Origin of the sequence: Serratia proteamaculans, assembly GCF_013337185.1 — a bacterium.
Taxonomy (GTDB): domain Bacteria; phylum Pseudomonadota; class Gammaproteobacteria; order Enterobacterales; family Enterobacteriaceae; genus Serratia; species Serratia proteamaculans_D.
The window spans coordinates 215,094-241,097 of the sequence record NZ_SWDE01000005.1; the positions used below are offsets into that span (position 1 = coordinate 215,094).

Below are 26,004 nucleotides of genomic sequence, written 5' to 3' on the forward strand. Positions count from 1 at the left end.
CGGCAATCAGAATGCTTTTCTGGCGTAGCCGGTGACCACTTTCAGGCCCATTTCACGGCCCAGTGCGGTCATCGGGTGCACCACGATCAGGCCGCGCACGTTTTTCTTCAATGTGCCCATATCCGCCTGCTCTTTCTTGGTGATTTCACGGCTGAACGGCAGTTGGCTCAGCTTTTGCGCTTCGGCGCTCAGCTTTTCAACGCGCACGCCTTTCAGGCGCTCAATTTCCGCTGCCATCTTCTCTTTTTCTTTGGTGTGCTGTGCGATCAGGTCAAGATTGCCCTGTTGGATAATCAGGGTGTCTTTGTGCTTGAGGGCATCCAGCAGGTCGCTAAGGCGCTTGATCTCTGCCTTTTCTATTTCTTTCATGGTTTCTGGCCTGTTGTGCCGATACGGCACGCTAATCAATGATGTCCACATTGTAGCAAAATGCGCGCGTGGTTACTCGTCTTGCGCAATGCCCGGCGGCAAGCCGCTCATCTCGCAGGCTTTGGCGCCGACACGCGCCAGCGCCTGACTGTAACGTGCATTAAACGGGTAGCAGCAGGAAAGTCGCAACGCGTTACGATAGCGGCCACTGGGGGAGTACAGCGTGCCGGGCGTCAGGCAGATTTGTTCCTCCAGCATCTGGTGGAATAGCGCTACGCTGTCGACCCCGGCCGGGAACTCCACCCAGAATACAAAACCGCCCGCGGGTTGTGTCGCCCGGGTACCGCGTGGGAAGTGACGCGCAATCAGCGCCCGCGCCTCATCCACCTGAGCGGCGTAGCGTTTTCGCAGGTTGCGCAGATGGTGATCGTATCCGCCGGTTTCCAGAAACATCGCCAGGGTTTCCGACAGCAACTGCGACTCGGACATCGACGACACCGCCTTCAGCTTGCGCAACGCCTCGTTAAAGCGGCCACCACTGATCCAACCGATGCGAAAGTCCGGTGCCAGGGTCTTGGTAAAGCTCGAACAAAACAGCACCCAACCGTCGCGATCGAAAGATTTTACCGCCGGGGACAGCGCACCACCGAACTGCAGCTCTGCGTACAGCCCATCTTCAATCAAGGGTACCTGATGATCGTTCATCAACCGCGCCAAACGTTTTTTCGCCGCCAGCGGCATGGTGCTGCCCAAGGGGTTTTGCACCGTCGGCATAGCGATCACCGCGTTCAACCGCTTCTCATTGAGCAACAGCTCCAGCGCATCCAGCGACAGGCCGTGCTGCGGATCGGTAGGAATTTCCAGCGCCTTCAGCCCCAGGCTGGCCAGCAGTGGCAGCAGATAAAAATAGGTCGGTGACTCCAGGCCGACGCAGTCGCCCGGCCTGGTAGTCACGCGCAGCGCCAGTTGCAGCGCCTCCATGCAGCCGTGAGTCAGCGTGATGTCGCCGGGCTCCAGCAGCATGCCCAATGTCATCGAACGCCGGGTGATTTGCTGGCGCAGCCGCAGGCTACCGGGCGGCAACGCGTACTGGCCAATCAGATTCGGCTGGCGGCGTAACTGTGACGAAAGCATCCGCCCCAACTTGCCGCCGGGATAGAAATCAGAAGTCTGCGGGCAGGCCAGCGAAAGATTGGTGAACGCCGGATTTTGCTGGGCGGCAAACACCGTGTCGATCAACGCCAGTACGTCGTCCGCCGGTGGCTCTATCCGGCTGCTGGTCGGTGAGGCGGCTTTCAACGCCGGCAAGGTGTTGCAGACATAAAAACCGGACTGTGGCCGTGCTTCTATCAGCCCGCGATCTTCCAGGGTGCGGTAAGCCGCCACCACGGTATTGATACTGACGCTATGGCTCTGCGCGCAACGGCGCACCGAAGGTAAACGGCTGCCGGGTAGCAGCGTGCCGCGGCGTATGGCTTCTGCCAGCGTATCCGCCAGTTGCTGGTAGCGCGTTTCCGGCATTTCATCGAGCAAGGTCACAGTTTGTCTCCAGGTAATGGGTACAGTTTGAATTTGCTACAACTGTATCCATGACAATAGCGGGTTTTTGGTTCTGTCACCATCTGCCTGTAGGTTTTATGCTGGTTCCCTTGCTTCTCAGCCCTTGTAAGGTACCCGTTATGCTGGACTCCGCCTTTATCAGTTATGTCACCGTCATGTCGATCACCCCTGGCCCCAATAACCTGCTGCTGGCCTCGTCCGGGGTCAATTTTGGTCTGCGTCGCACCCTGCCGATGGTGTTTGGCATTAGCGTCGGCTGTGCGGTGCAGCTGGCCCTGACCACCACCCTGCTGGCACTGATCCTGAGTTCAGCCGCTATGATCCGCTTTCCGTTGGCGGTGATCGGTTGTACCTATCTACTCTGGCTGTCATGGAAATTATTCAGGGCGGCCTCGCCTGACGGCAAACAGCAGGCACAGCCGATGCGCTTAATCAGTGGCGCGCTGTTTCAGGCGGTGAATCCCAAAGCCTGGCTGATGGCGATTAACGTCGCCATTCTGTTCACCCCGCGTGAAGGTGCCAGCCTTGGCCATACGCTGATGATCATTGCCGGTTTCACCGCCCTGAACATTCCTTGCGTACTGGTGTGGGCGATATTGGGCGATCGGCTGCGTGATGCGCTGCGCGTGACCTGGAAACTGCGGTTGTTTAACGGCGTCATGGCGGGCTTGATGGCAGCCACGGCACTGTGGCTGTTATTCGACGAGTGGCGCGCGGCCTTTGCTTAATTGCGGCCGAGCGGGGAAAGCCGGGACGGTTGCTTGGCACCGATACCGGCGATCAGATCGGTGACCGAAAGCACCATGGTGGAGCGTAACACCTGCTGGTATCGCTGACGCTGCATGGCGATCAGCGATTCTTCCGCTTCGCCGGGCTGCAGGAAGGTTGGTACCGGCGGCAGCGCAGCCACGCAATGCAGTTCGCCGAACGGCCCGAGGATTTCATCATCGACAAAACGGTATTCCGCCCCGTCGTGGTTCAGTTCTTCGCGCATTGCCATCAGCAGTTCGGCGTCTTCGTATTCGTGACGTGAGATCACCCCCAGCCCATACATCAGCTTCAGGCGTACCGACAGCTCACCCAATGGACCGGCGCCGGACAATAGCGGTTCGACGGCATACTTCACCGCATAGTCATCTTTGCGGAACACCTGCACCACCAGCACGTTCAGCGCTTCCGCCAGCAGCTCTACCGCCGCGATCAGGAAACTGCGCACCGTCTTGCCTGCGTTCAGCCGTTCCAGAACCTTATTTTCAAATGCCTGTGCTTCTTCCATCGTCGCTTTTCGAATGGCCTGGGTGGCGCCGTCAATGCCGAAGTCGGGGTGTAGGGGCGCAACTTGCTGCGCCCGAAGATTCATCATATCGAATCTACTTTTGCATGGCGTTATACACAGCAACCGCCTGTTCTACAACCTCACTTTCCGCCGGCAGGCCGGAAATTTGCGCCAGCGCCGCTTTTGGCCCCAGTTTGGCCAGCAGTTCCACCAGCTCTTTGGCCTGCGGATCCTGCTCGCTGCGGTAGCTCATGGCGGCGGCAATACCCTGAATCAGGTTGGCGTGCGGCAGACCGTACTCCAGCGTGCCGAGCAGCGGCTTGATCAGGCGATCGCCGGCGCTCAGCTTGCGCAGTGGCTGACGGCCCACACGCTCCACGTCGTCGTGCAGATAGGGGTTTTCAAAACGGCTGAGGATTTTTTCGATGTAAGCGGCGTGTTTGGCGGCGTCAAAACCGTAGCGTTTGATCAGTACCGCACCGCTTTCTTCCATCGCGCCTTTCACCACGCGGCGGATCGCCGGGTCGAGAATGGCATCGCGGATGGTCAGCAGGCCGGCCTGCTGCCCAAGATAAGCGGTAATCGCATGGCCGGTATTGAGCGTGAACAACTTGCGCTCAACAAACGCCATCAGGTTATCGGTCAGTTCCATTCCGGCAATCGCCGGTGGCTGCCCCTTGAACTGGGTTTGATCGACAATCCACTCGCTGAAGGTTTCTACCGTCACTTCCAGCGGATCGCTGCTGCCCGCTTCCGCCGGCGGTACAATGCGGTCAACCGCCGAATCAACGAAGCCAACATGCTGTTCGACCCACGCCTGATCTTCCTGCGGCAACACATCGAACACGTGCTGTTTTAACTGGCTGGTGCCACGCACCATGTTCTCGCAGGCGATGATGTTCAGCGGTTGGCTGTTGCCCTGCTGATGACGTTTGATTAGCCCTTTGGCGATAGTCCCGGCAATCTTGGCCAGGATCTGCGGGCCCACGGCGGTGGTCACGATATCCGCTTCGGCGATCAGCGCAACCGCCTCTTCACTGCCGCTGTTCACTGCGCTGACGTTGTTGACCTGCTCGACCCGGGCCTGCTCACCGACCACGTTGACCTGGTAGCTTTTACGGCTGTTCAGCAGGTCCAGCACCGTCTGATTAACGTCGGCAAAGGTCAGCTCGGCCCGCGCGTCCGCCAGCAGCTTGCCGATAAAACCACGGCCAATATTTCCCGCACCGAAATGTAATGCTTTCATATTCCTACCTTTCTAATGTCGAAGGGTGCAGCAAGCTGCACCCCTTAAAATGATTCCGTTATCCGCGTTTTTTGCCGCCCAGCAGATCCAGCACTTCCTGCACGCTGGTGGTATTCGCCAGCCGCTCGATGACGCCGTCGTCATCCAATGCATTGGTCAGGCTGGTGATCACCTGGATATGTTCGTTATTGCGTGCGGCAATACCGATGACCAACCGCGCCACCTCGTCTTCTTCATCACCGAAACGCACACCCTGCGGGTATTGGCAGAACACCACGCCGGTGCGTAGTACCCGGTCTTTGGCTTCGATGGTGCCGTGCGGCACGGCGATCGACTCGCCCAGATAGGTGGAGGTCAGTTTTTCGCGCTCCAGCATCGCAGGAACGTATTCCGGTTCGACGTAGCCGCCTTTGACCAGTTGCTCACCGGCAAAGCGGATCGCCTGTTCCTTGTCGCTGGCCTGCAGGTTAAGGAACACGTTGCTTTCGCTGAGACGGAACAGGTTTTGCTCGCTCGCTTCAAAGCTATCGTCCAGCGTGCTGATCACTTTCTGCTGGTTGTCGGTGGTTTTGTTGGCCGCCACCAGACGCTCGGTCAGATCGCTGTACAGCTTGCTGTCGAGGAAGTTGGTCAGCGAAATATGCTGAGCCTGTGGCGCATGGCGCATCGCTCGCTCGGTCAGATCGCGGTGAGTGATCACCAGATCCACATCGTCCGGCAGGCTGTTGATGGCACTGTTGGTTACCGAGATATTTTTCAGCCCGGCATCCGCCACTTTCTTGCGCAGTACCCCAGCCCCCATTGCACTGGAGCCCATACCGGCATCACAGGCAACGATGATTTTACGCACCGTGGTCAAATCGCCATCGACCGCTGCATGAGCCGCCGCGCCGCCTTTAGACTGCGCTTTCATATCCTGCATGCGACGAGTCGCCTCTTCCAGGTCGTCCTCTTCTTTCACTTTTGAGGTCTTCAGCAGGAAGCTGGCGACCACGAATGACACCACAAAGGCCGCACCGATAGCCGCCAGGTTGGCGAAATAAGCGCCCTTCGGCGTCATCGCCAACACCGCCAGAATCGAACCCGGTGAAGCCGGTGAAACCAAACCACCATGTAACAGGGTCAGGGTGAATACGCCGGTCATGCCACCCAGGATCACCGCCAACAACAGGCGTGGGTTCATCAGCACGTACGGGAAGTAGATTTCGTGGATACCACCGAAGAAGTGGATGATCGCCGCACCACCGGCAGACTGCTTGGCACTGCCGCGGCCAAAGAACATGTAGGCCATCAGCACGCCCAAACCCGGGCCTGGGTTGGCTTCAATCAGGAAGAAGATGGATTTACCGGTTTCTGTCGCCTGCTGGATGCCCAGCGGTGAGAAGATACCGTGGTTAATCGCGTTATTCAGGAACAGGATTTTCGCCGGCTCCACGAAGATGGACGCCAGCGGCAACAGGTTGTTGGTCACCATGATATTTACACCGGCAGCCAGGATATGCGACAACCCTTCAACCAGCGGACCAATCGCCATAAACGACAGAATAGCCAACAACATACCGATAATGCCGGCGGAGAAGTTGTTCACCAACATCTCAAAGCCGCTTTTGATCTTGCCGTCTACCCAGCGGTCAAAATGCTTAATCGCCCAGCCGCCCAGCGGACCGGCAATCATCGCACCGAGGAACATTGGCATGTCGGCACCGACAATCACACCCATGGTAGTGATGGCACCGACCACGCCGCCGCGATCGCCCCCCACCAGGCGGCCACCGGTGAAACCGATCAGCAGCGGCAGCAGGTAAGTGATCATTGGGCCAACCAACTTGGCTAAGGTTTCGTTCGGCAGCCAACCGGTAGGAATGAATAACGCGGTGATGATACCCCAGGCGATAAATGCGCCAATGTTGGGCATCACCATGTTGCTTAAGAAGCGGCCAAAGTTCTGAACTTTGACTTTGATATCTGGTGAAAACATAAAACACACCCCTATTGTTACGCGCTGACAATAGAGCGCGTGATTATTGTTGTTACGATCCAGCTGTGTTGTGGCTGTATGCGAAATGGACTCTATCACGCTGCTTTTACCGTGCGAACTTCACGAATTTTTTGTGATGCAGATCACCAACACCACCCCACTCAATGGGCACTTATGGTGATTTGCATCACATTTAATCGGTGTAGAAAAAATACAACGCGCTAAATCCACCCTAAAATCCCGGAAAAATGCGATGCACGTCACATTTTCATATTGCGTGTTTGTTTTTAAATTGTGACGTTAATCACAATTTATTTGTTGATGGCTACCGAATCCTGGTCTGGAGGTGTTCTTCCCTGTGAGCATTCATCCCGTCGGGAAATAACAGTGCGATGGATGAATGAAAGAAAACTACATGTCGGAAAAGGATGATTAATTGAAGTGTAGTACAGAAGCGACGAGCAAGAAGTGAGCAAGTGATTGGAAAGACTGGCAGGGAATGGCTGAAGAGAAATGGCAGAAGCCGGGATGCCGGCCTCTGCGTTTACACTATTACTGGGTGACGCTTGAGACGGTTTTCTGTGCGTTCAGTAAATCCTGCTGCTTGGCGACCAGATTCGACATCATGGTGTTGTACTGCGTTGCCTGCTGAGAAGTACGGAATTGCACGCCGTTATTGTTAAAGCTCACCTGATTGCCCTGAGTGCGCAGGAAATCCCCCACCTGCACCAGATCCTGAACGAAACTGGCGGTAGCTGGAATAACCGGCATCAGCGCATTGGCAGGCCCGGTGACAATTTTGTCGTAGGCCTGGTTATACACCGCTTTCAGATCGTCAGGTTGCTTCAGCGCTGCCCGGGCGGTATCCGCCTGTGACTTGGCTGACTGGATCTGCTGCCCCAGCAGGTTCAGAGCCCCAACGGACTGTTGCAGCGAATCACGCTTGCTCATGTAGTCCTGTGCGGTGCGGATCTGGTTAATCTGATCCAACGCCGGCGTCAGGCTGGCATCCAGTGACTTGGACAACTGCTGTGAAAAACCGACCAAAATAGCGTAATCACCGGCATAGTTGCCGAACTTCTGTTTCTGATCTTCGCTCAGCGTCGGGATTTTCGCGCCGCTGCGCATCACCGTATTCTGTATGTAATCAATAAACGCCTTGCGTTGTTCCGGCTCTTTATCGCCGCAAGCAGTCAGCTGCATGACCACCAACAATGCCAATACCGGGGCCAACCAACGCGCGAAATTTCTGCTCTGGATCCCTACCGCCATGTGACATAACTCCTGTTATAAACCTGCTTTTTCATCGGACTCCGTCCCTTTTGCTGCACTCCCTGCGCCTATAAGAATAGATCAACTGAGTGCGATACGATACGCGATTCACCTTTCGGGGGTTATTCTTCGGTGAAAGGTGGGCAATGACGAAGTCCTACCCCCCAAGTCAGCCCCCAAGTCCCCCCCCAAGTCGGCGAGCTTTTGGCCGCGTTAAAAGGAACTGGTTTGACACAAAACCGTCCACTGCGGAAACAGCAATAAAAAAGGCGCCCTAAGGCGCCTTTTCACAGCAAAACCGCTTATTGCAGCACGGAGATATCCGCGACCTGCAGGAACAGCTCACGCAGCTTGCTCAGCAGCGTCAGACGGTTCACACGCACCGCTTCGTCTTCTGCCATTACCATGACGTTGTCGAAGAACGCATCGACCGGCTCACGCAGGTCAGCCAGCTCCACCAACGCATCCTGATAGTTGCCTGCCGCAAAATACGGCTCCAGCTTATCGCGCAGCACCACCAGATGGGTCGCCAGTTGGATCTCAGCCGCTTCTTTCAATACCGAGGCATGGACGCGGTCATTGAGCGTATCGGTAGATTTCGCCAGGATATTGGAAACGCGTTTGTTGGCCGCAGCCAGCGCAGCTGCCGCTTCCAGGGTACGGAAGTGGGTCACCGCTTTGACGCGCGCATCGAAGTCCGCCGGTTTGGTTGGACGACGTGCCAACACCGCCTGAATGGTGTCTACCGCGTGACCTTCTTCCTGATACCAGGCGCGGAAACGGCCCAGCATAAACTCAACCACTTCATCGACCACCTTGGCGTTGGTCAGCTTGCTGCCGTAAAGGCGCACGGCCTCTTCGGTCAGGGTCTGCAGATCCAGCGTCAGGTTTTTCTCAACGATAATACGCAGCACGCCCAGCGCAGCACGGCGCAGTGCGAACGGGTCTTTATCGCCTTTCGGATGTTGCCCGATACCGAAAATACCGGCTAGGGTGTCCATCTTGTCAGCGATCGCCAGCGAACAGGCCACCAGCGACTCTGGCAGCGCATCACCGGCAAAGCGCGGTTGATACTGCTCATTGAGTGCAACCGCCACGTCTTCAGCTTCGCCGTCATGACGCGCGTAGTGCATGCCCATCACGCCCTGGGTGTCGGTGAATTCGAAGACCATGTTGGTCATCAGATCACACTTCGACAGCAGGCCCGCACGGGTGGCGTGGTTAACATCGGCGCCAATCTGGCCGGCAACCCAGCCCGCCAGCGTCTGAATACGATCGGTCTTGTCGCGCAGGGTACCCAGTTGCTGTTGGAACAGCACGGTTTCCAGACGCGGCAGGTTATCTTCCAGACGTTTTTTGCGGTCGGTGTTGAAGAAGAACTCGGCATCGGCCAGACGCGGGCGCACCACCTTCTCGTTACCGGAGATAATTTGCTGCGGATCTTTGGATTCGATATTGGCCACAAAGATAAAGTTCGGCATCAGTTTGCCCGCGGCGTCATACACCGGGAAATACTTCTGATCGCCCTTCATGGTGTACACCAGCGCTTCCGCCGGCACCGCCAGGAATTTCTCTTCGAATTTGGCGGTCAACACCACCGGCCACTCGACCAGCGAGGCCACTTCTTCCAGCAGGCTTTCGCTCAGATCGGCCTTGCCGCCAATGGTCGACGCAGCCAGCTCGGCGTCACGCTTGATCATTGCCTTACGGGTTTCGTAATCGGCGATCACCTTACCGCGCTCCAACAGGATCTGCGGATATTGGTCGGCGTTGTCGATAGTGAACTCGGCTTCACCCATGAAACGGTGGCCGCGAACCGTACGGGCAGAATCGATGCCCAGCACGGTGCCTGGGATCAGTTCCGCACCCAGCAGCATCGTCACGGTGTGCACCGGACGCACGAACTGCACGTCGGAATCACCCCAGCGCATTAGTTTCGGGATCGGCAGCTTGGCCAGTGAATTACTGACCATGCCCGCCAGCAGCGCTTGCGCGGACTGGCCTTTAACGTGGGCGCGATACAGCAGCCATTCACCTTTGTCGGTCGCCAGACGTTCGGCCTGATCGACGGTAATACCACAACCGCGTGCCCAACCTTCGGCCGCTTTGCTTGGCTTGCCTTCGGCGTCAAACGCCTGGGCAATGGCCGGACCGCGTTTTTCGACTTCGCGATCGGCCTGTGCAGCGCTCAGATTAGCCACTTTCAGCGCCAGACGGCGTGGAGCGGCAAACCAGCTCACTTCGCCGTGCTCTAGGTTGGCGCTATCGAGCTCGGCGGTAAAATTCGCGGCAAAAGCTTCTGCCAGTGAACGAAGAGCCTTCGGCGGCAGCTCTTCCGTGCCGATTTCCACCAGGAAAGTCTGTTGAGTCATGGCTGCCTCTTAGCTCTTGTTCTTTTTGCACATTGGGAAGCCCAGCGCTTCGCGAGAAGCGTAGTAGGCCTCGGCAACGGCTTTGGTCAGCGTGCGAATACGCAGAATATAACGTTGACGCTCGGTCACCGAGATCGCCTTGCGCGCATCCAACAGGTTGAAGGTGTGGCCAGCCTTCAAAATACGTTCGTAAGCCGGCAGCGGCAGTGGTTTTTCCAGCGCCAGCAGCGACTGGGCTTCTTTCTCGTACTGCTCAAAGCAGGAGAACAGGAAGTCCACGTCGGCGTATTCGAAGTTGTAAGTAGACTGCTCCACTTCGTTCTGGTGGAACACGTCACCATAGGTGGTCACACCCAGCGGGCCGTCGCTCCACACCAGATCGTAGACGCTGTCCACGCCCTGGATATACATCGCCAGACGTTCCAGACCGTAGGTGATCTCGCCGGTTACCGGCTTGCATTCCATGCCGCCAACCTGCTGGAAGTAAGTGAACTGAGTCACTTCCATGCCGTTCAGCCACACTTCCCAACCCAAGCCCCAGGCGCCAAGCGTCGGGTTTTCCCAGTTATCTTCCACGAAGCGGATGTCGTGAATGGTCGGATCCAGACCCAGCTCTTTCAACGAGCCCAGGTACAGTTCCTGAATGTTGTCCGGCGATGGCTTAATCACCACCTGGAATTGGTAATAGTGTTGCAGACGGTTTGGGTTTTCACCGTAGCGGCCGTCGGTCGGGCGGCGGGACGGCTGCACGTAGGCGGTGGCCATAGGCTCCGGCCCCAGTGCGCGCAGGCACGTCATCGGGTGTGAGGTTCCCGCGCCGACTTCCATGTCCAATGGTTGAACGATGGTGCAGCCCTGGCGCGCCCAATAGTCCTGCAGTGTCAGGATCAGGCCCTGAAAGGTCTTGGTATCAAACTTTTGCATGTTGAATTCGCACGCGATACAAGTGGATTTAAATGGGATGCGCCAGTATACCCGTTGACCGTAAGATATACAGCCCGAATCCGGTAACAAGTGTGATTCATCAAAGAAGCGGGGCGTTTTTGCGCACTGAAATGGGGCAGATGCGCCCGAATGGCACTGTTTCACTCTGCGGATACATCACGGCCCCCTGCCCACCCTGGCCGCCGAGACTGGCACTAACCTTGCTAGCTTCCTGATAACCAACATTTCAGGAGGTTCGCTGATGACTACCGCCTTAACCGACAGCCGCTATCGCTACCGTATTTTCGCCATGGTGTTCTTTATTGCGTTGATCAATTACGTCGATCGCGGTGCGCTGTCCTTCGCCGCCAACGATATCTCCCGAGAATTCAACTTCAACAAGGCCCAGTTGGGTGCCGTACTCGGTTACTTTGGCTTTGGTTATTTATTCGGTTCGCTGTGCGGAGGCTTTCTGGCCGACCGCGTCGGCACCAAAAAGGTCTGGCTGATCGCCGGGGCCCTGTGGTCGCTGCTGGAGATTGCCACCGCCTGGGCGGGTGAACTGGGGGTGGCACTGTTCGGGGGTTCGGCAATCATGGGCTTCGCCGCACTGCGCATCATGTTCGGTTTTGCCGAAGGCCCGGCCTATGCGCTGATGAACAAAACCATCGCTAACTGGGCACCGCGCAAAGAACGCGGATTTTCACTGGGCATCGGGCTACTGAGCACCCAGGTGGGGTCGCTGCTAACCGCACCGCTGGCGGTGGGGCTACTGCTGCTGACCGATGACTGGCGCAGCATGTTTATTTTGCTGGGGCTGTTCTCGCTGATCGCCATTTTGCTGTTTGCCCGTTTCTTCACCGACACGCCGCAAGAGCATCCGCAGGTCAACGCCGCCGAACTGGCAGTTATCAGCGCCGATCAGGAGGCAGACAGTCAGCAACCGCGTCTGCCGTGGTGGGCTTTCTTCACCAACCGCACTCTAGTGTTTAACGCCCTGGGTTACTTCTCTTTCCTCTATGTCACCTTTGTGCTGGTCACCTGGGGGCCTAAATACCTGCAAGATACCTTTAATTACGATCTGCACTCGCTGTGGTATGTAGCGATGATCCCGTGGAGCGGAGCCTGTTTCACCGTTCTGCTCGGCGGCCGCATCGCCGATGCGCTGCTGAGACGCTTCGGCAACCTGCGGCTGGCCCGCAACCTGTTTGCGGCGGTAACGCTGCTGTTGACCGCCACCTGCTTCCTGTTGATCCCCTTTATGAGCACGCCAACCGAAATCATTTTGCTGATGACGTTGGGAAACGCGCTGAATGCGCTGGTGAATAATGTGTATTGGTCGGTGGTGATCGACGTAACGCCGAGAGCTTCCGTAGGGGCTTATAGTGGCATGACGCTGGCGATTGCCAATATTGCCTCGATCACCGCACCTATGCTGAGCGGCTGGCTGGCCCAACACCACGGCTATGGCGCCATGTTCTTGGCCACCGCCGTGGTGTCTTTCTGCAGCATGCTGTGCATGACTGTACTGCAGCCGGAACGAAAGATCGGGGCTGGCAGCGCGCAACCGAACCACAGTGGCATGCAACACGTAGCGCAGTGATAACAACAAAACCATGAGGCAAGGATGCCGTCAGATTCACGCATGTCGAGTTAAGTTAATTTTGCTACCCGCCGGTAATGACGCTTCATTTTCCCTATCGCGGAAATTAACTGGTTTGCATACATATTACGATACTCGTCCGTTAGCCTTCCGCGTCGAAGAGGACAGGCCGGATTAGCTGAAGCTCAACCCCAAGCCTAATGGCATGTTTAGCGTTAGTAACACCCAGTTTTTTTACGGCGTTACCAATGTGGTATTTTATTGTCGTCAGCTTAACACCCAAGATAAGTGCGATTTCAGGATAGGATTTCCCCATACTTGCCAGATAAAGCACCTCATTTTCACGAACGGAGAATATTTCCTTATCGTTTATCTTTTCAAAATAACCCGTACTGTTCAGACTCTGGTACTCTCCAATTAATCTTTCATGCATTGTTATTAATAACATTTGCAGTTTGTTTTTATTTTTCTCTATCAGGTCTATATTCCCAGATTTTTGGCCACCCAGGAAGAAAGATAACACAGCAAGATTGTGATGATGATCATGCAGGACAAATGTATAGCCATTGGCAATATTATAATTTTTAGCGGCGTCAAATAACTTTGAAAATTTCACGCCTGATTCCACAATCAGATTCTCATCCCAGGCAAAGGGAGTTATGCGATTGGATGCAGTAATAAGCACGGGGTCAATAAATTGAAAGTTATTTTTCGTATAAGTCTCAAACCAATCCACTCTGTTTGATATAACAGAAAAGTTTGCCGGGTTCCTTTTGTTCATTATAGCATAAACATATTTTATGTTATTATAATTGATAATGTGACTCTCTAAATCCCTTTTGATTCCCTCGTTGATTAATTCATTATCAAAGAATGAGCTAGTCACGTATACGCCTCCGTGGAAGAAAGTAAAGGTATAATATAGCAGTATTTGAAATGTGTATTAAGAACCGATCCAACGGAGGCGACCATAGGGTCAAAAAACAGGCTATTCGTCCAACGGCATGTCTGGATAAGTTTTAACGCGAAGTGACAGAGCGATGAGTTGAAAAATCAGCAATCGGTGCGGTTACCCGGTCTGAAATGAACATCTTGGTGCAACCTTGATAACACGGAGAACACCAGAGCTGTCCGGCAGGGAAACTGAAGCGCCCAGAAGGGCACATTCCAATTTGTACTACAAATTCCATCTTATTGATTAATAATAATTCCCTGATGTTGAAGCATAAGTTGTAAAGCGACTTTTTTCTGTAATTGCCTATTTCGTCGCTGTAAAGCGCCCGTCACCAAGCACCCTACTAAAGTACAGTGACAACACTATGCTTTTTCCAATGGTATGTAAATACCCTATAAGGCCAGCCCCTGACTGCTTCGGTGAAAGATTCAATAAAAAACCTAATTTTCAATCATTAACAGCAAAAACCTCAGCCAGAGAACTCTTCCAAATCAGACAGCCCTCTTTGAATGGGCCTGTACTTTAGGCCCATACGTTTGAACTATCAAAACCGAGCACTGACGCCGACGTTATACATAAACTGTTCGCCGCTGCTCAGGCCGCCGGTCTGCGAAACGGTGGCGAACGCGGCCACCTGATCGGTCAGCGGCATGTTTGCTCCCAGGGTCACATCCACCCAGTTTTTATCCTGATTGGCGCTGTCGCGGGTAAAAGAGGTCTGGGTGGACTTCAGTCCACCGCCGGCCCGATAGACATCATCGCCAAACTGATGCTGATAGCTCACCTCGGCGTACGGATTAAACAGGCCGAAATTGCTGTCTAACCGCCAGCCCAGCGCACCAATCTGCGAATGGTAGTTCTGGTCATTGAACCGCATGGCGGTGCTGTCGTTGCCGTCCTCGCTGTAACCGGAGACGTTACTGTAATCCCAGGCGAACTGCGCCATCGGTCCGGTGGTCAGGTAGGAGGTAACAGGGAAGTCATAACCGGCGGTGACCCGTGCGCCCCACTGCTTGCCATCGGTGCTACCGGTTTCGGTGCGGGTTAACGACCCTAGCTGCATGCTGCGGCGAATATCATCGTAATCCATTGTCGCGTAGTGCAGATCGGCGTTCACCCAACCGTGCTCAAACACATCCAGGGCGGTAAAGGCCGAAAACAGCAGGCCGCGCGCCTTGTACTCATAGCGGCTGGAAGGCTGCTGATCGTCATTGGAACCGGAAATCAGCGCCCCAATTAACCAGCCGTCCGTCAACTGGTAGTCCACCCCGACCGTCAGATTATGGGTGGTGGCGTTGCCGTCACCTGCCGCCAGATTGGAAGAATAGTCATAGTGTTGTCCGGCATAACCGCCGAACACGCCCAGCGCCCCTTGCGGGTTGTCGCCATTGCGTAGCTGTTGGAAACGGCTGTCGAGGGTAGCGCGGCTATCACGCGCCATGGCCGCCGTCGCCTGATTCAGCGCCACTGCCTGCGCCGGGCCGTCCAGCACCGCCTGAATGTAATCGGCAATCAGTTGATGTGCCTGCGGGCTGGGGTGGAAATGATCGGCAAACAGGTAGGATTGGCTGCTGTCAAAACCCGGCATCGCAGAGCTGCACACCGCGGAAGAAACACCTGGCGGGCAGGCCATACCGGCGGTATTGGTAAAGCCAAACTGCGCCGGATTGGCGATGGCTTCGCTAAACAGCTTATTTACGTCAACCCGAACGATATTGCCACCACCCTGTGCCAGCAGGCGGTCTTCGCTTTGGTTATAAAAATCGGTCAGTTGCCCGGCCTGAGCGCTCAGGCTGTCAAAGGCGGCAATCAGCTGTGCGGCAATCGCCTGCTGCACCTGCGGGATGGCACTGCCCTGCGCCGCCGCGGCCGTCAGCGCCTGGTGGATGGCCTGAGTCCGCGAGTCATTGTCCGGTGTCGCCAGCGAATTAAGGGTGGCGTAGGCCGCCTGCACTGCCGCGTTTTGCACCGGAGTCAGCGCCTGCTGGATAATCAGCTCCATCAGTTGCGGCGTAGAGCCAATATTCGGCACCGTCGGAACGATCACCGTACCGGCGCCGGCATTTAACAACGAGTGAACCTGCGCGGCGGCGGCGGCCGCACTGTTGTAGGCCACACCCGGCGCAGTCGTCGGGTTTAACGCCGCCGCCGCCAGGTCATTGCCACCAATCCAGTGAATATACAGGCCGTCACCATCGGCCCGGCCATTGACCCGGTTGAGATAGCTCTGCACCTGATCCTGAGTGTTATCCGCCGGGTTAAGCGCCGGCACCGCCACGCCACCACCGGCGGCATAGTTGTCACCACCGTTATCCGAGGCCACCAGCGCAGCACCGATACGTTGCGCCAGCACTTCGTCGTATAACAGGTGTTTATTACTGTCGTAGGTAAAGCGGCCATTGTTGCCGGTGTCGCTTAGGCTGTCGCCAAACACGTAGAGTTGGTCATAGGCCAGCACCGGGGTCGTCATACTGCATAATATTGCCACTGCAAGCACCGCTGGGCGGGGCATACGAGTTATTTTTAGAGGCATGAACAGACTCCTGAGAGCCAAGCAAATGAAGGAAAATACCTTTTTATCATTGGCCTTTTTGGCTACCGGCCATCTAGTAAATATTGCTGGCTTTTTCGCCACGTCAAGCCGGTTGTTGATAAAACAATCAGGGGCTTGCCAAGTTCGCAACTTCGGGCGATGCTTACTGTAAATAAACACAGCACAAGGACAGTCAGTATGGTCAATGAACGTTGCGGTTGGGTGACGGCAGATCCGTTATATCTCGAGTATCACGACAAGGAATGGGGCGCGCCGACCACCGATGCGCAGGAACTGTTCGAAATGCTGTGTCTGGAAGGACAACAGGCCGGACTTTCCTGGATCACCGTGCTGAAAAAGCGTGAAAACTACCGTCGCGCCTTCCACAATTTCGATCCGCAGCGGGTGGCGGCCATCACTGAACAAGAGGTGGAAACCTTGCTGCAGGACAGCGGTATTATCCGCCACCGGGGCAAAATCGAAGCCATTATCGCCAACGCCAGGGCCTATCTGGCGATGGAGGCGGCCGGAGAAGACTTCGTCAGCTTTATCTGGGCGTTTGTCGACGGCGAACCGCTGCTCAACCGTTGGCAACAGTTAAGTGAAGTACCGGCAAAAACCGAACGCTCGGACGCCATGTCCAAAGCGCTGAAAAAACGCGGTTTCAAATTTATCGGCTCCACTACCTGTTACGCCTTTATGCAGGCCAGCGGGCTGGTGAACGATCATCTGACAGGCTGCCTCTGCTACCCAAAGCCATAGCGATCCGCCCTTGCCATCCGGGCGATCTGCCGCGACTGATGGCCCTGTGGCTGCCCAGCACCATCGCCGCCCATCCGTTCGTGAAGGAAAGCTACTGGCTGGAAAGCGCCACCCTGGTGCAGGAAAACTACCTGCCGCGCGCACACAGTTGGGCGTATTGGCACGAAGGGGAAATCGTCGGCTTTATCAGCGTGTTGGATCAACGCTTTATTGGCGCGCTGTTTGTTGACCAGGCATTTCACGGCCGTGGCGTCGCCCAGGCGTTGATGGCGTATGTGCAGCAGCGCTATCCCCGGTTAAGTCTGGAGGTCTATCAGCAAAACCTGCGGGCCTGCGCGTTCTACCATAAGCAGGGTTTTCACGTCACACAGCGTTTGTTTAATGAAGAAACTCAAGCCCATACGTTGATCATGAACTGGGCCGCCAGCGTTTGATTTTTGTCATTTCTGGCTAAAAACAGCGCACTCCGCACCGGGGTGCGCTCAATTCAGAATCCGCTGCATGGTATTCCCCTCCGTTTTACCGGATAACAAGCGCAGCCCGTGAGCCGCTTATAAATTGTCACGTTTTTTTCCGGAACTGCCGGAGGAGATGCGCGTCATAGTAGCGCCGCAACCTGGCGTGCCAGGCGGCCAACGGTTTTTTTAGCGTCCCCGAGATTGGACTGACGCACACAGATTTTGATGCCACAAAGGAAAAAACATGAATAAACGCATTGCGATTATTGCCGGCGCGGTGAGCCTGGCGCTCACGCTGTCAGCCTGTACCACCAACCCGTACACCGGGGAATCTGAAGCCGGAAAATCCGGCATTGGCGCAGGGATCGGCGCGGCATTGGGCGCAGGCGTCGGCATGCTGTCCTCGTCTAAAAAAGACCGCGGCAAAGGTGCACTGATTGGTGCCGCTGCCGGTGCAGCACTGGGCGGCGGTGCCGGCTATTACATGGACGTGCAGGAAGCCAAACTGCGCGACAAAATGAAAGGTACCGGCGTTAGCGTGACCCGTCAGGGCGACAATATCGTGCTGAACATGCCAAATAACGTCACCTTCGACAGCAGCAGCGCTACCCTGAAACCGGCGGGTGCCAATACCCTGACCGGCGTGGCCATGGTGTTGAAGGAATACCCGAAAACGGCAGTTAACATCATCGGCTACACCGACAGCACCGGCTCCCGTGCGCTGAACATGACCCTGTCGCAGCAACGTGCCGACGGCGTCGGTAGTGCGCTGATCACCCAGGGCGTAGCGGCCAACCGCATCCGCACCTCAGGTGCCGGCCCGGACAACCCGATCGCCTCCAACAGCACCACAGAAGGCAAGGCGCAAAACCGCCGCGTTGAAATCACCCTCAGCCCGCTGCAGTAATCCCGTGCGGGGCGCTCTGCCCCGCCACTTCTTATCCCCCGGCGCTCCGCCATTGGGCATTCCGGCTCTGCGCCGGGTGTGTTAGTCTCCTTGGCAATTAACCACAGGGGAGATCGGCTGTGAGCAGTGTTAAGGCAATGCGCGCCTCGGGGCGGGCCACCATCAGCGATGTGGCGAAAACCGCCAAGACCGGTAAAACCAGCGTATCGCGCTATCTCAATGGTGAGCAGCACCTGCTTTCTGACGATCTCAAACAGCGCATCGAACAGGCGATCCACCAGCTCGACTATCGCCCCAGCCAGATGGCACGCAGCCTGAAGGGCGGCCAAACGCGGCTGATTGGCCTGATCATCGCCGATATCACCAATCCCTACTCGGTGGACGTGATGCGCGGTATCGAAGCGGCCTGTCGTCAGCATGGTTTTACCCTACTGGTGTGTAATACCAATAACGAGGTCAATCAGGAACAGCACTACCTGCAACTGCTTAGCAGTTACCGGGTAGAAGGCATCGTGGTCAATGCCGTCGGTATGCGCGAAGAGGCGCTGTCGACCCTGCAACAATCGATGTTACCCATGGTGCTGATTGACCGCAAAATCTCTGATTTTGCCTGTGATGTGGTGGGCCTCAACAATCACGAAGCGGCAACCGTCGCCACGGAACACCTGTTGCAACAGGGTTTCGAAGCCATTTTGTTTCTCAGCGAGCCGATCGGCACGGTCAATACCCGCCTGGAAAGGCTGCACGCCTTTAACCAGACTATGGCGCAACATGCCGGACTGTTGGCCGAACAGGCCGAAACTCCGCTTAACGACGTTAAGCAGCTGGAAGGCGTGATCCGCGACTTTAACGCCCGCCATCGCGGTATGCGCAAGGCGGTTATTTCCGCTAATGGTGCCCTGACGCTACAGGTGGCACGCGCCATGCGCCGATTGGGTATCCAATGGGGCAGCGATATCGGCCTGCTGGGCTTTGACGAACTGGAATGGGCCGAACTGGCTGGGGTGGGCATCACCACTCTGAAGCAACCTACCTATCAGATGGGCCATGCGGCACTGGAACAACTGGTGCAACGCATTCAGGGTCTGAATACCCCTATCAGCGAACAGATGTTCCCCGGTGAACTGATCGTACGCGGCTCCACCACCCGATAATCTCCCTTCTTTCCCGCCGGGGCGCGCCTGTGACGCCCCTTCATCACATCATCCAGACTATTTTTTGCTCAGGTTCGTGATTGCGATCATATTTTTACACTCTGTCGCTTTCACCTGGAACCGGTACCATTTAACTTGTGGTTAACAGCATCGGTGGGACTAACACCACCTCAGGAGCAAAAATGACCAGAGAAATTATCATAGTGACCGGCGCCTATGGCACCGATACCGTCCAGCAGCTCGGTGGCCAGGCCGCTTTACTGCCGATTATCGCCGCGGCAGGTGCCGACGGCGTAGAAATCCGCCGCGAACTGTTTTCTGCTCAGGATCTACAGGCCCTGCCGGCTCTGGCTCAGGCCATCGAACAGCAGCAACTGTTTGCCGTTTACTCCGCACCTGAAGCCCTGTTTACCCCACAGCACACTCTGAACCCCAACCTGGCGGCTCTGCTGGCGGAAGCCCAGACGCTGAACGCACGCCAGTTAAAATTATCCCTGGGCCATTACCAGCCCGGCTTCGATTTTACCGAACTGAAAGTGGCACTGGAGCAGCATCCGGTCAGCCTGGTGGTGGAAAATGACCAGACCCCGGACTGCGGCATTCTGTCACTGCTGAACGCCTTTTTCCACGCGGCGGAAGATAACCGTCTGCCGGTCAGCATGACTTTCGATATGGCCAACTGGCACTGGGTCGGGCAAGACGCCTTCGCCGCTGCCGAGCGTCTGGCTCGCCACGTCAGCTATGTGCACGTGAAGGCGGCCACCCATGGCCTGCGCGGTTGGCGCGCCGTGGCGCTCGACGACAGTGACGGCCGCTGGCGTGAGTTGCTGACCCGCCTGCCACAGGATGTCCCACGCGGTATTGAATTCCCATTGCAGGGCGACAGTCTGGAAGACGTAACCCGCTACTACGTTAACCTGTTACGCGCGGAGTAAAACATCATGACAATGCTGACAGCCGCGCATAGCGCACCCTTGGACGTCGTCACCCTGGGTGAAGCCATGGCCATGTTCGTGGCAAGCCAAACCGGCGATATGGCGGAAGTAGAAACCTTCACCAAACGCATTGCCGGTGCCGAGCTGAACGTGGCGATCGGTCTGGCACGTCTGGGCCTGAACGTCGGCTGGGTCAGCCGCGTCGGCAATGACAGTTTCGGCCGTTTCACCCTGCAACAATTGAAAAAAGAAGGCATTAACGCCCAGCAGGTCACGGTAGACGGCAATTATCCGACCGGTTTTCAGATCAAATCGAAAACCACCGATGGTACCGATCCCAAAGTGGAGTATTTCCGCAAAGGTTCGGCGGCCAGTCACCTTTCTGTGGACGATTTCAACCGCGATTACTTCGGTTCCGCACGCCATCTGCACCTGAGCGGCGTAGCGGCAGCCTTGTCCGGCCAGTCGCTGGCGCTGTGTCACCATGCCGCGCGTGAGATGCGGGCAATGGGCAAAACCATTTCGTTCGACCCTAATTTGCGTCCGGTGCTGTGGTCCAGCCAACAGGTGATGATCGAGCAGCTCAATAAGCTGGCGTTTGCCGCCGACTGGGTGCTACCGGGGCTGAAAGAAGGACAAATCCTCACCGGCCAATCAACGCCGGAAGGCATTGCCGATTTTTATCTGGAGCGCGGCGTACAGGCGGTGATTATCAAAACCGGCCCGGACGGCGCCTGGTTTAAAACCGCTGCTGGCGATCAGGCGGCAGTCGCGGCCATCAAAGTCGACAACGTGGTGGACACCGTGGGGGCAGGCGACGGTTTTGCCGTCGGCACCCTTAGCGCTCTGCTGGAAGGCAAAACGCTGAAACAGGCGGTTCAACGCGGTAACAAAATCGGCTCGCTGGCGATCCAGGCCATCGGCGATAGCGAAGGCTTGCCGACCCGCGCGGCACTGGCTGAATAAATATAACAAACATAATCGGTTAACCGACTTCTCCACACGACGTGTACCTCTGGCCCTACAACCAGGACGCGTTGGGAGAACACTGAGGAATCTGAACATGAACAAAGCGACTATCGCGGCTAAACGCTGGTGGTACATCATGCCCATCGTGTTTATCACCTACAGCCTGGCCTATCTCGACCGAGCCAACTTCAGCTTTGCTTCGGCTGCCGGTATCAATGACGATCTGGGCATCACCAAGGGCATGTCCTCGCTGTTGGGGGCGCTGTTTTTCCTCGGCTATTTCTTTTTCCAGATCCCCGGCGCCATCTATGCCGAACGCCGCAGCGTTAAAAAACTGATTTTCTGGTGCCTGATCCTGTGGGGGGCCTGCGCCTCACTGACCGGCATGGTCAGTAATATCCCCATGCTGGCCGCTATCCGCTTTATCCTCGGCGTGGTTGAAGCCGCGGTCATGCCGGCGATGCTGATTTACATCAGCAACTGGTTCACCAAATCAGAACGCTCACGCGCCAATACCTTCCTGATCCTCGGCAACCCGGTAACGGTGCTGTGGATGTCGGTGGTTTCCGGCTATCTGATCCACGCCTACGGCTGGCGTGAAATGTTCATCTTTGAAGGCATTCCGGCGGTGATCTGGGCCTTCTGCTGGTGGGTGCTGGCCAAAGACAAACCCGCCCAGGCCAAATGGCTGAGCGACAATGAAAAGCAGGCGTTGCAACAACAGCTGGAAGAAGAACAAAAAGGCATTAAAGCGGTACGGAACTACGGTGAAGCCTTCCGCTCACGCAACGTTATTCTGCTGTGCGCACAGTACTTTGCCTGGAGTATTGGCGTGTATGGCTTCGTGCTGTGGTTGCCTTCCATCCTGCGCAGCGGCATGCAGATGGGCATGGTGGAAGCCGGCTGGCTGTCGGCGGTGCCTTATCTGGCGGCGACTATCGCCATGATCCTGGTGTCCTGGGCCTCCGACAAAATGCAAAACCGTAAGCTGTTCGTCTGGCCACTGTTGCTGATTGGCGCGCTGGCTTTCTTCGGCTCTTACGCCGTCGGCGCCAACCATTTCTGGGTCTCTTACACCCTGTTGGTAATTGCCGGTGCCGCCATGTATGCCCCTTATGGGCCTTTCTTCGCCATCATTCCTGAAATGCTGCCGAAAAACGTTGCCGGTGGCGCCATGGCACTGATCAACAGCATGGGTGCGCTGGGCTCCTTCTTCGGCTCGTGGTTTGTCGGTTACCTGAACGGCGCTACCGGTAGCCCGGCGGCTTCTTATATGTTTATGGCCATTGCCCTGCTGGCAGCGGTGGTGCTGACGCTGGTAGTCAAACCCGCTCGCAACGAGGCCCAGCCACAACTGGCCTGATCGACCTGAATGACCGGGGTGACGGGCGCTGCGCCCTTCACCCTTTTTGCTTTATGTTATGTTGGATCCCCAACGTCCTAATCGTTAGCTTGCTGGAGTTCGTGATGAAGCCTTCTATCGTTTTATACAAAAACATCCCTGCCGACCTGCGTGAACGACTGGAACAGCACTTCACCGTGCACGCCTTCGACGGCCTGACCCCGGATAACCGCGATGAGCTGCGCCAGGCGTTGCAACAGGCGGAAGGGATCATCGGTTCCGGCGGCAAAATTGATGAGGCTTTCCTGCAGCAGGCGCCAAAACTGCGCGCGGCCTCAACCATTTCCGTCGGCTACGACAATTTCGACGTCGACGCGCTGAATGCCCATAACGTGCTGCTGATGCATACCCCTACCGTGCTGACCGAAACCGTCGCCGATACCATCATGAGTCTGGTGCTGGCGACAGCGCGCCGGGTGGTTGAAGTCGCCGAACGGGTCAAGGCCGGCGAATGGCAGGGCAGTATCGGGGCCGACTGGTTTGGCGTCGATGTGCACCATAAAACCATCGGCATTCTCGGGATGGGCCGAATCGGCCTGGCGCTGGCGCAACGTGCGCACTTCGGTTTCGGCATGCCGGTGCTGTATAACGCCCGCCGCACGCACGAAGAGGCGGAACAACGTTTTAACGCCCGCCGCTGCGACCTGGATACCCTGCTGGCCGAATCCGATTTCATCTGCATTACGCTGCCGCTGACCGATGAAACCTTCCATATGATCAGCCGTGAGCAACTGGCGAAGATGAAAAAGAGCGGCATCCTGATTAACGCCGGTCGCGGCCCGGTGGTGGATGAAGCGGCACTGATTGAAGCACTGCAAAACGGCACTATCCACGCTGCCGGGCTGGACGTGTTCGAAAAAGAACCGTTGGATGTGTCTTCACCGCTGCTGAAGCTGCCAAACGTAGTGGCGCTGCCGCATATCGGTTCTGCGACCCATGAGACCCGCTACGGCATGGCCGAATGCGCCGTCGACAACCTGATTGCCGCCCTGACCGGCACGGTCAAAGAAAACTGCGTGAATCCGCAACTGCTGAAGAAATAGTCATGAAGGGCGGCGCCCGCCGCCCATTTCGTTCCATCCCTCTCCCCCTGCCACCTCCTCCCGGAAAATTATCTGTTGGGATGAGGCGACTTTTTCATCATTTGTCACACTGGGCATTACCCTACAAGAAAAACGCTTCCTGCCACGCGTAAGGAGAGCCATGAAACGCCTGACCCTTTCCCTGCTGATGCTGCTGTCACCGGCGGCAATGGCGAGCTGGACGCTGCAAGGCTTCCCGGCCTTTGACGAGTCCGCCAGCGGCTTGTTCACCAGCCACGCCACCTTGCCCAAGGGCGAACTGCCGCTGAAGATTTACCAGGACCAACAGTGCTGGCAGCCGACCACTGCGGCCAAACTGAATCAAGCCCTGTCGCTGCAACCTTGCGGCGATAACCCACCGGTTAACTGGCGGCTGTTCCGCGCCGGCGAATATCAGGTGCGCATCGACACCCGCAGCGGTACGCCGACGTTGCAGCTCAGCCTAAAAACCGCACCGGAAATCGCCGCCGCTACGGTAGCGCGCACCTGCCCACGCTGGAACGGCTTGCCGGTCACTCTTGACGTGGCGGCGACCTTTGCCGAAGGCGAAAGGGTGCGTGATTTCTATTCTGGCCAAACGACCAGGGTCAGCCAGGGCAAAGTCACCCTGCAACCGGCCGCAGGCAGCGGAGGATTACTGTTGCTGGAGTCAGCAAACAGCGAGAAAGCCGCGCCGTTCAACTGGCACAACGCCACGGTCTACTTCGCCCTCACCGATCGCTTTGAAAACGGTAACCCGGCCAACGACCACAGCTACGGCCGTCGCAGCGACGGTATGCAGGAGATAGGCACCTTCCACGGCGGCGATCTGGCCGGCCTGACGCAAAAACTCGACTATCTGCAACAGCTTGGCGTCAATGCGCTGTGGATCAGTTCGCCGCTGGAGCAGATCCACGGCTGGGTCGGTGGCGGCACCAAGGGCGACTTCCCGCATTACGCCTATCACGGATACTACGCATTGGACTGGACCCGGCTCGATGCCAACATGGGCAGCGAGCAGGATCTGCGCACGCTGGTCGAGCAAGCCCACCAGCGTGGTATCCGCATTCTGTTCGACGTGGTGGTGAACCACGTCGGTTACGCCACGCTGGCGGATATGCAGACCTTCCAGTTCGGCTCGCTGTATCTGAAAGGGGCAGAGATCGAAAAAACGCTGGGTAAAAACTGGGGGGACTGGCGACCGGCGGCAGGCCAAAACTGGCATAGCTTCAATGATTACATCAACTTCAGCGATAAGGCCGGTTGGGATACGTGGTGGGGTAAAAACTGGATCCGTACCGATATCGGCGACTACGACTCGCCGGGCTATGACGACCTCACCATGTCGCTGGCCTTCCTCCCGGACATCAAAACTGAAGCGCCCGGTGCCAGCGGTCTGCCGCTGTTTTATCGCCATAAACCCGACACTGCTGCGCACGAAATTCCCGGTGCCACAACCCGCGACTACCTGACTACCTGGCTCAGCCAATGGGTACGCGATTACGGCATTGACGGCTTTCGCATCGACACCGCCAAACACGTAGAGAAACCGACGCTGGCGCTGCTGAAACAGCGTGCCACGGCGGCGTTGGCCGAGTGGAAAGCCGCTCATCCGCAACAGGCGCTGGATAACGCCCCATTCTGGATGACCGGTGAGGCCTGGGGCCATGGCGTGATGAAAAGCGACTATTACCAGAACGGCTTCGACGCGATGATCAATTTTGATTTTCAGGATCAGGCGTCGCAGGCGCTGAATTGCTTTTCCAGTATTGACACCACCTATCAACAGATGGCCGACAAGCTGCAGAATTTCAACGTGTTAAGTTATATCTCTTCGCACGATACCCGGCTGTTCTTTGCCAGTGATGCCAAAGGGTCGCTGGCACTGCAACAGCGTGCCGCCGATCTGCTGTTGCTGGCCCCCGGCGCGGTGCAAATTTACTACGGTGATGAAAGTGGCCGTCAGCTTGGGCCGAGCGGCTCGGACCCGTTGCAGGGCACCCGTTCCGATATGAACTGGAGCGAGCTGCAGGGCGACAAAGCCCCGCTGCTGGCGCACTGGCAGCGGCTGGGTCAATTCCGCGCTCGCCACCCGGCAATAGGTGCAGGTAAACAACAGTCGCAACAAACGGCGCAATACTACGCCTTCAGCCGTCAGCTCGGTGACGATAAGGTGATGGTGGTGTGGGTCGGCGATCGGTCACATTAATTGAGATAAATATGCTGTGAAATAACCATCAGGTGAAGTTTACGCCTGATGGTTATTTT

21 protein-coding genes are annotated in these 26,004 nt (G+C 56.5%); 11 read left to right on the top strand and 10 right to left on the bottom strand.

All coding sequences use genetic code 11. The features are described from left to right. Window positions 1-6: 6 nt before the first annotated feature. Together FCL49_RS19370 and FCL49_RS19375 are read right to left on the bottom strand one after the other, a co-directional pair. Entirely contained in the window at window positions 7-369 is a 363-nt protein-coding gene (locus FCL49_RS19370) for a YibL family ribosome-associated protein (protein ID WP_135314598.1), read from the bottom strand. Between the two features lie 72 nt (window positions 370-441). Continuing rightward, window positions 442-1,908: a PLP-dependent aminotransferase family protein gene (locus FCL49_RS19375; RefSeq protein WP_174354793.1), complete on the bottom strand. Its 1,467-nt coding sequence runs from the start codon at window positions 1,906-1,908 to the stop codon at window positions 442-444. 140 nt (window positions 1,909-2,048) lie between these two features. Here FCL49_RS19375 and FCL49_RS19380 point away from each other — a divergent pair, with 140 nt between their 5' ends. Further along, on the top strand, window positions 2,049-2,657 hold the full coding sequence (locus FCL49_RS19380; protein WP_012004548.1) for a LysE family translocator: 609 nt from the start codon (window positions 2,049-2,051) through the stop codon (window positions 2,655-2,657). Here FCL49_RS19380 and FCL49_RS19385 read toward each other — a convergent pair. The 6 genes from FCL49_RS19385 to glyQ form a co-directional block, all read right to left on the bottom strand. Further along, window positions 2,654-3,205 carry an MltR family transcriptional regulator gene (locus FCL49_RS19385; RefSeq protein ID WP_012004547.1) on the bottom strand — a complete coding sequence of 184 codons (552 nt, stop codon included), beginning with the start codon at window positions 3,203-3,205 and terminating at the stop codon, window positions 2,654-2,656. The genes FCL49_RS19380 and FCL49_RS19385 overlap by 4 nt on opposite strands. 94 nt (window positions 3,206-3,299) lie before the next feature. Continuing rightward, window positions 3,300-4,451, bottom strand: coding sequence for a mannitol-1-phosphate 5-dehydrogenase (locus FCL49_RS19390; protein ID WP_174354794.1), 1,152 nt, complete (start codon window positions 4,449-4,451; stop codon window positions 3,300-3,302). 58 nt (window positions 4,452-4,509) lie between these two features. After that, a complete protein-coding gene (locus FCL49_RS19395) occupies window positions 4,510-6,429 on the bottom strand; it encodes a PTS mannitol transporter subunit IICBA (protein ID WP_174354795.1) in 1,920 nt (639 codons plus the stop codon). A gap of 552 nt (window positions 6,430-6,981) precedes the next feature. Beyond that, entirely contained in the window at window positions 6,982-7,701 is a 720-nt protein-coding gene (locus tag FCL49_RS19400; RefSeq protein WP_153858617.1) for a DUF3053 domain-containing protein, read from the bottom strand. 302 nt (window positions 7,702-8,003) lie between these two features. Then, window positions 8,004-10,073, bottom strand: coding sequence for a glycine--tRNA ligase subunit beta (gene glyS / locus FCL49_RS19405; protein WP_174354796.1), 2,070 nt, complete (start codon window positions 10,071-10,073; stop codon window positions 8,004-8,006). Window positions 10,074-10,082: 9 nt separating this feature from the next. Then, window positions 10,083-10,997, bottom strand: coding sequence for a glycine--tRNA ligase subunit alpha (gene glyQ, locus FCL49_RS19410; protein ID WP_012004542.1), 915 nt, complete (start codon window positions 10,995-10,997; stop codon window positions 10,083-10,085). A 262-nt stretch (window positions 10,998-11,259) separates the two neighbouring features. On the opposite strand from glyQ, the gene FCL49_RS19415 reads away from it, so the two are divergent. Continuing rightward, on the top strand, window positions 11,260-12,600 hold the full coding sequence (locus FCL49_RS19415) for an MFS transporter (RefSeq protein ID WP_174354797.1): 1,341 nt from the start codon (window positions 11,260-11,262) through the stop codon (window positions 12,598-12,600). A 142-nt stretch (window positions 12,601-12,742) separates the two neighbouring features. Here FCL49_RS19415 and FCL49_RS19420 read toward each other — a convergent pair whose 3' ends face one another. Both FCL49_RS19420 and FCL49_RS19425 read right to left on the bottom strand, forming a co-directional pair. Further along, complete coding sequence (locus tag FCL49_RS19420; protein WP_174354798.1) at window positions 12,743-13,486, bottom strand: helix-turn-helix transcriptional regulator; 744 nt, start codon at window positions 13,484-13,486, stop codon at window positions 12,743-12,745. Between the two features lie 613 nt (window positions 13,487-14,099). After that, complete coding sequence (locus FCL49_RS19425; RefSeq protein WP_174354799.1) at window positions 14,100-16,088, bottom strand: autotransporter outer membrane beta-barrel domain-containing protein; 1,989 nt, start codon at window positions 16,086-16,088, stop codon at window positions 14,100-14,102. A 198-nt stretch (window positions 16,089-16,286) separates the two neighbouring features. Between FCL49_RS19425 and FCL49_RS19430 the strand changes: the two genes are divergently transcribed. The 9 genes from FCL49_RS19430 to FCL49_RS19470 all read left to right on the top strand — a co-directional run bounded on the left by FCL49_RS19430 (window position 16,287) and on the right by FCL49_RS19470 (window position 25,945). Continuing rightward, window positions 16,287-16,850, top strand: coding sequence for a DNA-3-methyladenine glycosylase I (locus FCL49_RS19430; protein WP_174354800.1), 564 nt, complete (start codon window positions 16,287-16,289; stop codon window positions 16,848-16,850). Continuing rightward, a complete protein-coding gene (locus tag FCL49_RS19435; protein WP_174354846.1) occupies window positions 16,826-17,284 on the top strand; it encodes an N-acetyltransferase in 459 nt (152 codons plus the stop codon). Before FCL49_RS19430 ends, FCL49_RS19435 begins: the two co-directional genes overlap by 25 nt. 268 nt (window positions 17,285-17,552) lie before the next feature. Then, window positions 17,553-18,215: an OmpA family lipoprotein gene (locus tag FCL49_RS19440; RefSeq protein ID WP_135314588.1), complete on the top strand. Its 663-nt coding sequence runs from the start codon at window positions 17,553-17,555 to the stop codon at window positions 18,213-18,215. A gap of 137 nt (window positions 18,216-18,352) precedes the next feature. After that, window positions 18,353-19,369, top strand: a complete 1,017-nt coding sequence (locus tag FCL49_RS19445; RefSeq protein ID WP_041418841.1) for a LacI family DNA-binding transcriptional regulator — start codon at window positions 18,353-18,355, stop codon at window positions 19,367-19,369. A 182-nt stretch (window positions 19,370-19,551) separates the two neighbouring features. After that, entirely contained in the window at window positions 19,552-20,304 is a 753-nt protein-coding gene (locus FCL49_RS19450; RefSeq protein WP_174354801.1) for a sugar phosphate isomerase/epimerase family protein, read from the top strand. A gap of 6 nt (window positions 20,305-20,310) precedes the next feature. Continuing rightward, complete coding sequence (locus FCL49_RS19455; RefSeq protein ID WP_174354802.1) at window positions 20,311-21,270, top strand: sugar kinase; 960 nt, start codon at window positions 20,311-20,313, stop codon at window positions 21,268-21,270. A gap of 97 nt (window positions 21,271-21,367) precedes the next feature. After that, the gene (locus tag FCL49_RS19460; protein ID WP_017891160.1) at window positions 21,368-22,636 is read left to right on the top strand and encodes an MFS transporter; all 1,269 of its coding nucleotides are present in this window, start codon (window positions 21,368-21,370) and stop codon (window positions 22,634-22,636) included. 104 nt (window positions 22,637-22,740) lie between these two features. Continuing rightward, window positions 22,741-23,718, top strand: coding sequence for a glyoxylate/hydroxypyruvate reductase GhrB (gene ghrB / locus FCL49_RS19465; protein WP_135314585.1), 978 nt, complete (start codon window positions 22,741-22,743; stop codon window positions 23,716-23,718). A 160-nt stretch (window positions 23,719-23,878) separates the two neighbouring features. Further along, complete coding sequence (locus FCL49_RS19470) at window positions 23,879-25,945, top strand: alpha-amylase (protein ID WP_174354803.1); 2,067 nt, start codon at window positions 23,879-23,881, stop codon at window positions 25,943-25,945. Window positions 25,946-26,004: the final 59 nt, after the last annotated feature.